This is a genomic window from Polyangium spumosum (genome assembly GCF_009649845.1).
Classification (GTDB): Bacteria; Myxococcota_A; Polyangia; order Polyangiales; family Polyangiaceae; genus Polyangium; species Polyangium spumosum.
Map to the genome: position 1 here is coordinate 1 of NZ_WJIE01000042.1, position 12,013 is coordinate 12,013.

At 64.0% G+C, this 12,013-nt stretch carries 10 protein-coding genes; 4 read left to right on the forward strand and 6 right to left on the reverse strand.

From position 1 onward, the window contains the following. Positions 1-243: 243 nt before the first annotated feature. From GF068_RS42920 to tnpA, 3 genes are all read right to left on the reverse strand, one after another. Positions 244-1,281 carry a DUF2806 domain-containing protein gene (locus GF068_RS42920; RefSeq protein ID WP_153825375.1) on the reverse strand — a complete coding sequence of 346 codons (1,038 nt, stop codon included), beginning with the start codon at positions 1,279-1,281 and terminating at the stop codon, positions 244-246. Between the two features lie 60 nt (positions 1,282-1,341). Beyond that, complete coding sequence (locus GF068_RS42925; protein ID WP_206079677.1) at positions 1,342-1,686, reverse strand: hypothetical protein; 345 nt, start codon at positions 1,684-1,686, stop codon at positions 1,342-1,344. Positions 1,687-2,405: 719 nt separating this feature from the next. After that, positions 2,406-2,834 carry an IS200/IS605 family transposase gene (gene tnpA / locus GF068_RS42930; protein WP_338046795.1) on the reverse strand — a complete coding sequence of 143 codons (429 nt, stop codon included), beginning with the start codon at positions 2,832-2,834 and terminating at the stop codon, positions 2,406-2,408. A gap of 130 nt (positions 2,835-2,964) precedes the next feature. Between tnpA and GF068_RS42935 the strand changes: the two genes are divergently transcribed. From GF068_RS42935 to GF068_RS42950, 4 genes are all read left to right on the forward strand, one after another. Further along, positions 2,965-4,653 (forward strand): recombinase family protein, encoded by a 1,689-nt coding sequence (locus tag GF068_RS42935; RefSeq protein ID WP_170320056.1) that lies wholly within the window; start codon positions 2,965-2,967, stop codon positions 4,651-4,653. A 102-nt stretch (positions 4,654-4,755) separates the two neighbouring features. Then, complete coding sequence (locus GF068_RS42940) at positions 4,756-5,595, forward strand: DNA-methyltransferase (RefSeq protein ID WP_153825378.1); 840 nt, start codon at positions 4,756-4,758, stop codon at positions 5,593-5,595. A 185-nt stretch (positions 5,596-5,780) separates the two neighbouring features. Then, a complete protein-coding gene (locus GF068_RS42945; protein WP_153825379.1) occupies positions 5,781-6,740 on the forward strand; it encodes a hypothetical protein in 960 nt (319 codons plus the stop codon). A gap of 20 nt (positions 6,741-6,760) precedes the next feature. Then, entirely contained in the window at positions 6,761-7,588 is an 828-nt protein-coding gene (locus GF068_RS42950; RefSeq protein WP_153825380.1) for a hypothetical protein, read from the forward strand. Between the two features lie 146 nt (positions 7,589-7,734). Here GF068_RS42950 and GF068_RS42955 read toward each other — a convergent pair whose 3' ends face one another. From GF068_RS42955 to GF068_RS42965, 3 genes are all read right to left on the reverse strand, one after another. Continuing rightward, on the reverse strand, positions 7,735-8,976 hold the full coding sequence (locus tag GF068_RS42955; protein WP_153825381.1) for a DUF4062 domain-containing protein: 1,242 nt from the start codon (positions 8,974-8,976) through the stop codon (positions 7,735-7,737). A gap of 41 nt (positions 8,977-9,017) precedes the next feature. Then, positions 9,018-10,166: a DUF4236 domain-containing protein gene (locus GF068_RS42960; protein ID WP_153825382.1), complete on the reverse strand. Its 1,149-nt coding sequence runs from the start codon at positions 10,164-10,166 to the stop codon at positions 9,018-9,020. 199 nt (positions 10,167-10,365) lie between these two features. Next, entirely contained in the window at positions 10,366-11,091 is a 726-nt protein-coding gene (locus GF068_RS42965) for a DUF4145 domain-containing protein (protein WP_153825383.1), read from the reverse strand. Between the last annotated feature and the right edge of the window lie 922 nt (positions 11,092-12,013).

A 12,013-nucleotide genomic window follows, 5' to 3' on the forward strand; every position in this document is an offset into this window, starting at 1 on the left:
CGCTTCAGCAGCGCAGCCTTCTGCTCGCTCGTATGGTTCCTGCGGGTTCGCTTCGACATGAACGGTTTGTCCTCGACCGGGTGTAGCACGGCGGTTAGGTTTGTCCCGTTCCGAGGGAGGCAGAACAACAAGGACGGTGTGATCACGATCGACGATATCGACTGACCGGCGCGACAACCGACGAGAGCCCGGCTCATCCCTTCACCTGGGCGGGCCGGGCTCTCCTCAGTGCTGCGCGTGGGCTCAGGACGAGGACTTCCCCTGCTGCTCCGACGGCTCAGGAGTGGGCGGGGATGCGTCGGTAACCTCTGACGCTAGCTTGTGGCGCAGCGCTGATGCACGTAACGCTGCGAGGTAAGTTTCGTCGACAGGGGGCAGGCTGATATTTGCCAAGTCGCGTCCCGCTCCTGTGACATCGAAAACAGTCCCGCCCCAGAGCTTTCGTGTGGTGGGACCGTGAATCCGCAGCACCTTGGCACGGAAGGGGAACCGAACATCTACGGGTTGAAATCCGAACATAGCCTCCTTCCCCGGATGAAGAAGGCCACATTCGACAAGCTGCGCTGTGTCACTCAGCCTGACACTGCATGCCTTAACAAATTCCTCGTCATCGGGCAGGAGAATTTGGCCGATGTTCGAGCAGAAGGTGATGTAGCGATGAAAGAGTTGTGCCTCCGTCGAGGTGAGGTTCCTCAATACGTCCAAGGTCCGGAGTGAATATTTTCCAGGTTGGGCTATCTCCCCCGCCAAGAGCTTGCCCCAAAGCTTTTGCATATCCTCGTTCGACACGTCCTGCGCACAGTCGAAGAACCTTGCAGCCCAATCTGGGTCCGGGCCTTGCTCTGAAACCTCCTCGTGCGCAGGTAGGGCCTTGAGGTTGTTCGCCGTCTCATTCACCACCTGCTGTAGGTTTCTGAGCCTCCGCTGCTCGACAAACTCGAACGGCCTCCGTTGATGGTCGAGAACGACAGGCTCAGGGTCCCAGATGATTGGCACGTCGTCGATGATCTCCACATCGACGGCCGGTGGCAGTTCCTTGGCACGTAGTTGTGCCTCGAACTGTCGGTAGTCGCGCTCGGCCAGCAGCCGAGCCTTCTTCTCCTCGTACTCGGCCGTGACGCCGAGCTTCTGTACGTCGATATCCGTATGAGCCGCGGAGAGCCTCGCCTTGTTTTCCTCAACGGATTTCCGGCGGATGATCCCGGGCCCGAGATAGCTTGCGACCATCTCGAAGAGCTTGTCGAAGCCGAGGTTGATGTTGACGTTGAGCTGGCCGGTCATGGCCCGGCCACTGTACAGGAGGACGAACGCCTCGCCCAGTGGCCCGTGCCGAGGGTGGGGTCAGCGTCGTCGGCCCCGGGCCTTCTTCCTGTACGCGCAGATCGCCGACCGGCCCACGCCCGGATCGTCACCGGAGACGTCGGCGAGAAGGCGGTCGAGCTGCTTCGGCCGGAGCCTCCGCTCGACACGCCGCAGCTCCTCCCTCGCCTCCAGGTGCGGGTCGGGATGGGGACCGGGGAGCTGGTCGACGTCGCGGTCCACGAAGAGGGCGGCGTCCCGGCGGGCCTTCCGACGATGCCAGTAGGCTTGGCGGGCAGCGACGACTCCGACCCACCCTCGAAGGATGGTCCGATTCGGTGGGTCTCGGATACGCCCCTGCCGAAAGGCGATCACAAGGTCGAGCATGATTTGTTGCACGAGATCGTCCGCAAATTTCCCGGGGCACACCCAAACGACAAAGAACCCCCATAGCGACCCGTTGAAGGTCGCTCAGTTCGTCGTCGTTGGGGAGCCCCGCATTCCTGCGGGGCGGCGTCACGTCATCCGCCTGAGATCGATGTGGATGTTCCCGTGTGCGCGGTGTAGATCAGGCATCGGCTGGTGCTCCCGTCCAAGGGGTTGTCGGCCATCGCCCCCGGCGGAGATTGCAGCTCTTCCGGGGGCACTTTCGTTTGTCCTCCCCATGTACGGGGAGGACGAACCGGCCAGACTGGATTGGATGACCGGACGCCTGTCAAGCTGCTCCCGAGGGTCGGCGTGAAAAATCTCGGAGGATCCGCGATCGATCGGTGTAACGCTGTTGGTGGCCCGCACCCGGCGACCGAGAGACGAGACGACGAAGGCCGTCCCCCAGGGAGGGGATGAGGTCGGCGATCTGCCTGTCGCCGACGATCTCCGCCCGTTCGTCCAGGCGCTCGCGGACATGATCCTGGCAGACCTTCTCGCCCCGCGACCAACCCCCAAAAGTACCGAGACGAACCCAAAAACGCTTCCCAGCACGGGGGAAGACGACTAACGATCCCCCGGCAAAGCCGGGGGGTTTCGATATGTGAGCCGCTCAAAGCGGCTGGGTGATGGGCCGCTCACGAGCGGCCTTGGGAGCCACCTGAAGGTGGCGCTCGATTCTACAGGAGGCGGAGCTGCTCGACCCGCCGGTCTTCTGCCTCCTGATTCCGGATGTACTCACGGATCACGGCTTCGTCTCGTCCTACGGTCGAGACGAAGTATCCTCGTGCCCCAAAGTGCTGGCCCACGAAGTTCCGCTTCCGCTCGAGGAATGTCCGCGCGATGTGGATCGCGCTCTTGCCCTTGATGTACCCGACGACCTGCGACACCGCGTACTTCGGCGGGATCGACAGCATCATGTGAACGTGGTCCGGCATGAGGTGCCCCTCCTCGACCCGGCTCTCCTTCTGCTCCGTAAGCGTCCGGAAGAGCGGACCGAGGAACCGGCGAAGCTCTCCGTACAGCACCTTTCTCCGACATTTCGGGATGAACACGACGTGGTACTTGCACTCCCACTTCGTATGGTTGAGACTGTTGTACTCGTCCACGGGAACCCCTTTCGTGTTGCTTTGAGCGGCTCACGAAGGGGGTACCGCCTTCAGACTCCCGGAAATGTCAAACTTCGGCTGCCTCCCCGGCAGAGCCGGGGGATCTCCTATGCTATTAGAGTCAACACCCATGAGAGCGGCGCTTTACGTCAGGCGGTCGACGGAAGAACACCAGGCGGATTCCATCGAGGTTCAGACGGGCGAGGGTCGTCGGTACATCGAACGCAAGGGTTGGTCCTTGGACCCTGCCCACGTGTTCGTCGACGACGCAGTCTCTCGCGCCGAGTTCAAGAAGCGCCCCGGCTTGTTCTCGATGCTGAACGCCGCCGAGAAGAAGGCGTTCGACGTCGTTGTGGTTCGCGACGAGTCGAGGCTTGGGGGCGATACCAACAGGACGTCGCTCCTCATTCAAGACTTGCTCGATTCAGGCGCCCGGCTCTTCTACTACTTCAGCGATGAGGAAGTGCGGGTCGACGGCGCCATCGACAAATTCATGGTGAGCGTCCGGTCGTTCGCCTCGGAGCTGGAGCGGGAGAAGATCAGCCAGAGGACGAGGGAGAACCATTCGGTCAAGGCCCGCAAGGGCTTGGTGACCGGCGGCAAGACGTACGGCTACTCCAATGTCGAGGTGAAGGACGGGGAGCGCCGTCTGCGAGTCGAGTACGCCATCAACGAGGACGAAGCGAAGATCGTCCGGGAAATCTTCACGCGATACGCGGACGGCGAAGGACTCAAGAGCATCGCCAAGGACTTGAACGCGCGCGGCGTCCCGTCTCCCCGTGGAAGGGGATGGGCGCAGTCAGCCCTGCTCCCGATGACCGAGCGGGAGACGTACATCGGAATCCTCACGTGGGGCCGGGCCGAGAAGGCGTACCGAGGCGGGACCAAGGTCCGTGTTCCTCGGCCGGAACACGAGTGGACCCGTGTCGAGATGCCGCACATGAGGATCGTCGACGACGAGCTTTGGAACCGAGTTCAAGCTCGGAAGGTGAAGAAGACGAGCTTCGGCCGGACCCGCAACAGTGGAGCGCCACCGAAGTACCTCTTGAGCGGGCTCTCCCGGTGTGGCGTCTGCGGCGGCAGGTTGCAGGTGATCCCGGGCAAGGCTGGCGTCGAGCCCACCCGCGTCTACATCTGCTCGAACTACCGCGAGAAGAAGACGTGCTCGAACAGCCTCCGTCGCCCCGTCGAGGCCGTGGACGCAGCCGTCCTCTCGTACGTCGAGCGCAAGATCCTCACCGAGGAGGTCATCTCGATGGTCCTCCGTGAGGTCCGCGCGCGGCTCAAGGTCCGGTCCGAGGGGAATGGAGACGAGGTGGCGGAGCTGGAAGCCCAAGCTCGCAAGGTGAAGACGGAGCTTGACCGTCTCGGGGCAGCTCTCGTGGCGACCGACGACAAGCCCGAGACCGTCCTCCGGATGATCACGGAGAGGGAGCAGCGGCTCTCAGCTCTCAACGGCCGCATCGCGATCCTCAAGACCGCACCCCAGGTTCTCGACCTGGAGGTCCGTCGCCTGGAGAAGGACGCCAAGAAGCGCCTCGAAGACCTTCGAGGGTTGACCGAGAAGCGGCCCGAGGACGCCCGGCGAGCCTTGGAGAGACTGCTCGTCGGCCCGTTGACGATGAGCCCTGTGGAGACCCCGGAAGGACGGCGTTACCGCGTCACGGGGAAGACAGGGCTCAGCAGTATGGATGGCGTCCCCAGCGGGATTCGAAACATTGCCAATCCCCGAATTGGTGGGTTCGCTCTCCGAAATCGCGGCCTGAATTCTCGCCACGCTGGATGGTTGAAGCCATCCGCATTCGTTCCGATGGCATAGGACGGATATTGTCCGATCGCTAGGCAAGCTAGGACATTATCTTTCCTATATAGCGTTACGTTCGCCTTGCTTTCCAGGGTTGGCGGCTGATACCGATCTGCCATGGTCGCTCGACCGAAGGCGCCGGATCCCGATGTGCTCGCGCTCGGCCGCGAGGGCTCGCCGGACGAAGTGATCACAGGCTCGGCCGGGTGGCACGTCGCCACGGCTGATGCGCTCGACTTCGCCGAAACGCTCCCGGACGCGTGCGCGCATGCGGTTTGGACCGATCCGCCCTACTGCTCGGGCGGGTACACGGAGTCCGCCAAGCGCCAGTCCCGCGGCATGATCCGGCATCAAAGCGTGAAGGCCATGGGCTGGTTCATCAATGACAACATGGGATCCGCGGGGATCGTGTGGCTCCTCCGTTGCGTCGCGGTTCAAGCGTTCCGGATCCTGCTCGAGGGCGGGAGCCTCGGCGTCTTCTGCGATTGGCGCATGGTTCCGCTCCTCGCGCCGGCCCTCGAGTCGAGCGGGCTGCGCTGGCAAGGGATGATCGTCTGGGACAAGGGAGCGCCGGCCCTCGGGGCCGGGTTCCGGCGTCAACACGAGGTCGTCCTCCACTTCGTCAAGGGGACCGGCGTCTTTCACGATGCGAGCACGGGGGACGTTGTGAACTGCTCGCGGCTCCACCATGAGGCGCGGAATCACCAAACGGCCAAGCCTCCCGAGGTGATCGAGCGGTGCCTTTCGGTCGTCGCTCCGCCCGGGGGCCTGGTCGTCGATTTCTTCACGGGGGGCGGCTCGACGGGGGTTGCCGCGCGGCGGCTCGGGATGCGGTTCCTCGGGAGCGAGATCGATCCGAGGATCGCGGCGCGAGCACGGGAGGCGATCCGCACCCAAACCACCGACGCGCGACACGTGCGCAAGGCGAACCAACTCGGGCTCTTCGACGGTGAATGATGGCAAGCCCTGCCGAAGTCGCCTCTCGTGCGATCCGTGATTCAAGGCGGCCGGATCTGCGTCTCGCGGAAAAGGCCATTCTCCAGGCGATAGCCTCGCGGCTGAACGCGGACGGGGAGGCGTTCTCCGGATACGACACGATCGCCGATGACGCAGGGACAACGCGGTCGGTTGTCGCGGAAGTGGTGCCGTTCCTGCGACGCGCGGGCGTGCTGGTTGTCGAGGCTCCGCGCGGCGCGAGGGCCTCGAACCTGTACCGGATCGACGTCGAGGCGCTCGATCGGTCGCCCGAGGAATCGCCGTCTGCTCGGCGGACCCGTCCGCGGAAGGGAGGCGTCCGCGTGGCGGACGGGTCGAGCCTCGCTGAGGTCCGCGCCGCGGACGGCATGGGTCCGCCCGGCGGACCGGTGGCAGAGGGCGCCGAGGTCCGCGCCGCGGACGGCGGGGGTCCGCCCGGCGGACGGGTGGCGGTGGGCGCCGAGGTCCGCGCCGCGGACGGGTCGAGCCTCGCCGAGGTCCGCGCCGCGGACGGCTGGGGCTCTCCAGGGGTCCGCGTGGCGGACGGCGGCGGTCCGCGCGGCGGACCCGAAGCTCTCTCTCTGGATCACGATCAGAAAGATCCAGAAAGAGATCCAGAGAGAGAGGCGACGAAAGCGCGGAGCTCGAAGAGGCGGGCTCGAGGCGCGGCGCGGGGCGAGGCCGGGCCGTACCAGGTTGGGCTCGTGGGGATCGCCTCGGCGAGCGACGGGGGCGAGGCGCCGAAACGGCGAAAGCCGCTCTTGCCGATGCCGGATGGCTGGGCTCCCTCGCCGAGGATGCGGCAATGGGCGCTGGCTCAAGCCGAAAAGGCCGGTCTCTCGTGGACCGACGCGGACGTGGATCACGAGATCGCCACGTTTTGCGGTCTGGCGAGGGCAAAGGATCAGCGCTGGGCGGATTGGGGGGCTGCCTGGGAGAATTGGATCCGCAGGGGGATCAAGTTCGCCTGGAAGCAGGGGAAGACCGAGGACCGGCGGACGGCGGGCGCCGGTCCTCGTCGGGCCGTGGGATTGCAGCCGCTCGGGGATGCCTGCGACAAGGAGGCTCCTCCCGGGCTCTTCGATTCGGACGATTTGATGGCTTCGCCCGGAGGTGGATACTTATGAGGCGCGGTGGCTTTCAATCGGTGGCGGAGACCTTGGCCAGTTTTGCAGGGCCGCCCCTCGGGGTGTACGCGTGCGCGAATGACTGCGGGCGGACGACGCGCCTGCCGGGCGTGTGTGCGGGGTGCGTGGAGGACGAGGTCCGGGCGAAGTATCAGCGGGAGCTGCTTCCGGCGCTGCGGTCGATCCCGCCGCGGTTCACGTGGGCGATCCCCGGGGAGGATGAGGCGGCCGAGCGGCTGAAGCACAAGCGGATCCAGGACTGGCCACGGGTTCGGCGGGAGCTCATCGAGGCCATGGAGGCGGGCCGGAACGTGGTCCTGCTCGGGCCCAAGCCCCAGGTCGGGAAGACGTCGGCGGCGTGCGTGATGCTCCGGCGCGTGATCGAGCTGGGCGCGCTCGACGCGCTGCCCGAGGACGCGCGAATGGCGGCGCTCGGGAGCGGGCCCGCGGCGCGGCCGGGGGAGCGGCCGCGGTTCGCGTCGGATCGGCTCGCGGAGCAGGTGAGGATCGCGCGAGGGGCGCGGTTCGTCGCGGTGCGGGACGTGCGCGGGGAGAGTCCCGAGGCCGTCGAGACGCGGCGCGAGGCGAAGCGGGCGACGGTGCTGGTATTCGATGACGTCGGGGACGAGCTCGATGGTGCGCCCGTGGGCTCGGGGTGGATTCCAGACAGGATCGCCGGGACGCGAGAGGTGGTCGATTACCGGCACAAGCGGCCCGAGCTCCGGACGATCTTCACGACGTGGCTTCCCAAGCGGGAGATGGCGAAGTTTTACGGGGGCGGTACCGCGGAGCGGGTGTATGAGCACGCGGCGGTGGTGCGCGTCGGGCCGCAAGAGGGCGGCGCGTGAAACTCGGCGAGCATGACGGGGACGAGGGGTCCGAGGGGGAGCCGGATCCGTTGATCCAGGCGATCGAGCCGGCTCCCGGGCGAGCGAGATCGTAAGCCTACCAGCGCCCCGTCGAGGCGGACGCGGTTGCAAAGCTCGTAAAGGGACTACTTGAACCGTGCCGCTACTTGCTCTTCGGAAAGAGCTTCTTGTGTCTTAAACTGTGTCACTAGTAGAAACGACCCTTTCGTGCGGGCCCCATCGGCGTCTGTAATGGAGTAGGAGCAGGTGACAGACCAGCCATTTGCATCCATGGCCTCGGCGCGCACCAGAAAATACACCAGGTCTTCAGCGACACCGGGCGCAATGTTCTTGACTCGTTGTCGGACACACACTTTTCCGCCACGGCCAAAAGTTCGGTCGATATAGACGTGTCTCGCCGTGTCCATTTTCCACCTGGGGGCTATACCCCTGAGGTGCTCAGGCACACTTGGAGCCTCGTATCCAACCAAATTCACCTGCTCACAACCTTCAAACTCAAGATCGACGGTCACCTCTTTCGCTGGCTTATTGCCTGTGTTTCGCACTCTGGCATGGAAAGTCATAGAGCGGTTAGCCCTATCCAGAAACCGCTCATACTCACTGTGGCTCGAACTTACAACGCCTGTTACCGCATCAACAATTGCCGCCGATTCCCGGTTAAGCACATATTTGGGCACCTCGTACGCGACCTCGGAACTGTCGACAAATACATTATCATAAGCATCGGTGAGTTCCAGACAAACGCGTTTACCTCCCTTCACCTCCTCGACTTGTCGTCTCAAGGCCTCATTCTCCGCCGATAATCTGGCGAGTTCATCAGCCACTGTCGAAGAAAAATCAATCGAATCTCCGCGGTACCAGCCAGGCCGCGGACACCGTCTATCCTCGTCATCGTGAATGTGGTTTCTGAGAGCCTCAACCACTTTGCGCGCAAGATCTTCCGCATCCGTCCACTCTTGGACTAGGTGTTGCTTCTTAAGCCTTGCTTTAAATGTAATCAATTTCGCTTGCTTGGCTGCGTCTTTCTCAACGTCAGCCTGGGTGATGTGAGTATCGGCACGGATAAAACCGAGCACAGGAATCCCTCGTTCGAGGGCATACTCATACTCTCGTTGGGTCCAACTAATGCCCGTCGTCTCGTCGATACTTCCGTAAGCGCCCGCAAGAATGACGACATAGTAGTCAGTCAGATCGATGACTCTTCTAATGGTTTCCCAGCCTCGATCGTTAGTCGCTGTGAAATTCTCCATGCCGGCGGGAATATGACGTGCATTCAATATAGCCCACGTGACACGTTCCCGCGCATCGTGTAAGTCGCGGTAGGTCGAGCTGACGAAAACCTGATACTTGGGGCGAGCTTGTTTCATGGTGGTTTGTCCTGCCTGGGACCCAGAACTGGGGGCGTGCGTCAAGCCTGGTTCTGCTCGATCTCGTCCGGGGTGAGCACTTCGACGGGATCAAAGCCCGAATTTTTCTTGTACGTCATGCGGTGCTCAAAGTTCGCCATGGAATCGGACGGGTCGATGCTGTCGAGCTTCAGGGCGAAGAGGGTCTCCCGATCGAAGGCGACGGACAGGATTGGATAGCGGTCGGGCTTGCCTGTCTGGGTGTTCGTCCATGGGTAGGCGACGTGGACGAGGGCCACGGGGATCGGGAGCAGGGCGAAGACCTCGCGGGCGATGCGAAGCGCTGCGCTACACACGTGGTCCTGGTAGATCGCCCAATAACGCTGGGTGGGCATCGATTTTTGAGACACCTTGCCCGTCGACGTCAAGGACAGGGACTCCGCGGGGAGGACGCTCTGGTTGTTCGCGGTGAGCCATGCCTCGACGCACCACGGGCGGGTGATGCATACGTTCAGCGAGGATCCGAGCTGCTGGAAGGCTTGGAAGGGGCCGAGGAAGTCGAGGACCGCCTGGCAGGCTTCCGGATCGCCGGAAAGGACGCCTTGCGCGGCGCGCTGAAACCATTTCCAGCGATCGACCTCGTTCATGTACGCGGCGTAATGGGCGCCGTACTCCTGCTCATCCTGGGCGCGGGCGACGTGGACGGCTAGCTGGAGCTCTTCGAGGCGGCGATCGGCTCCGGTGAGCTTCCCGAGGACGCCGGGGCGGTGCGCCTGTAGGGCCTGGAGGGCGGCGGCTTCGCGGTGGTTCTGTCGGTACGGCTGCGGGGGCGGGGGCGATGCGGCGACGCGGTGCCAGTCCCAGGGGGACCACCCCTCGTGGTGAAGCGTGGTCAGGGCGCGGATGTGCTGCTCGTGGAGCTCGACCTCGTGGCGGTTCGGGTCGAAGTAGGCGGCGCGGCTCGGGCCGTGCTGGACCGCGAGCATCTGTTGGTACTGCGCGTCGGCCGAGGAGCCGACGCGTTGGCCGGCGCCGAGGTTCTGGCTCGAGTGGAGGCCGGTGCCGGGGAGGCCGAAGTGGGCGCGGGAGCCGGAGGGGCCGGTGCTGACTCGGAAGCCAGGGACGCCCCAGGATGCGCCGATGCCGCGGGAGCTCAGGTTGACGCGGAAGCCTCCGGGGATCTTGATGCTCTTGCGGAAACGGAGAGCCATGGCCGATCGTGAGGTGGGTTGGCGTTGGGAATGTCCTTTGCCCGGTTCGCACAGTCTTGGATCGGACGCAAGGCACGAACGAAGCGAGTAGGTGACATCTCACGCCCAGGGCTACTCTGCGCGGTCCACGGAGGATGTCCCAGGGCGGGCGCACTGAATGGAGGGAGTCGATGCGCTCAGGAGCCCCAAGCAGCGTGGACTACGATCGGCCTAGTTTCAGTGCATCTCCGCGATGCTTCAATTCGTAAATCGTCGTGAAGGTATGTTCGAGGATCTCGATCGCCTCTTTGAGATCGTCGGGATCGGGCATCTCCAGCTCATGAAGAGCTTCGTTTCCCATGTATCTATGTGCATGAAGCACATCCGCATGTTTCTTCGTGAGCAGCTCCCCTTCGGCCAATCCGCCAATCTTACCTTGGAGGTTGCTCTTTCTACGGACAACGGGGGCTCCCGACTTATCTACCTCCTCCACCGGGCCCTCCGTAATCCCATTGTCAAGACATATCGCTTCGACGGCAGCCCGCAGTCCACCGGCGGCCAGAGTATAGAGCTCGTTGTTGAATGCCCCAACCGTCTCACGATAGATTCGCTTAGGGGTTTCGGGCAAGTGCGGGAATCGTCTAATGGGCAAGGAGGCTTCGCTTTCCACGGCGACCGGTTTACTTGGAAACCATTCGACAGTCTCCACTGGCATTCCGGTCTCCTGATCGTAATCCTCACTGCACGTGACAACGCGACGGAAGGACAGCCCATCGCAACCGCCACACGCAACAATCTGACATTGCTCGGTTGCGAATTCCACCGATAGATCCGGCTCTTTGTCCTGGGTTCGGTGCCGTGACTCCTCGCGGAGAACAGTATGATTAGTCAATCCGCCGCATCGGCAACAGAACGACTTAACGGCAAAGCTTTGGATTTTGGCCATTTAGATTTCCTGCAGTTAGCTTTGCTGACGTATACACGATCTGTCGCACGAGGCCAAGAGCAACGACGTGGACAGGGGATCCCTCGGCGACGCCAGGGTTCGCGGAGCGGCTCTCCCGAGCCACAGGTTGCCGCTGGGGTCGGCGAGCGATCCCGCCGAGGTCAAGGGCGACGGGGAGGGTGGGGCTGTCGAGGGCGAGCGCAAGGGGTCGAGGGCCTAAGACTGCCCAGACACAAGGAAGCACGTCGCCGCTGAGGAGTGAGGTGGAGGGACGAGGACAAGAGAGATGCGGCCGGCTACTTCGGGGGAGGCATGCGGGCAGTTCCAGCCGGACGGCGCACGGGCGGACGGGCAGGAGGTCGAGGGGGTTCAGCGGGGTTTGGGTCGGCGGGGATATCCGCAACAGTTATCCACTCGTCCTGCCAAACGCGCTGCGATCGTCTCGCCGGGCTGGTGACGAGCACAGAACCGCGCTCGACGTCGTATTTCCGCCACCCCCGCATCCGGGGGGTCGAGGTGGCGGAAATGAAGGCGGCGGAATCGGCTCGCGGCGAGCTCCTCGGCGAGCGGCGCGAGGCTCGACGCGAGGGCCTCGCCGAGGGGTTCGGCGGAGTCGTACGTTGCCGCGGGGGTCCTGGTCGAGGCGGGCGATCCCGCCGAGGTCGAGGGCGGCGGGGAGGCCGGGGCGGGTCGAGGGCCTCGAGCTCGGCGAGCTCGGCGCGCGCAAGGGGTCGAGGGGACCTCCGCGCATGGGGCGGCCCTCGTCGAAAATCTTCCCCGGGGTCGAGGCGCCCCGACCGCGCTCGACGTCGTATTTCCGCCACCCCCGCATCCGGGGGGGTCGAGGTGGCGGAAACCAAGGCGGCGGAAACCCTCCGCGGCGAGGTCCTCGACGAGGGGCGCGAGGCTCGACGCGAGGAGC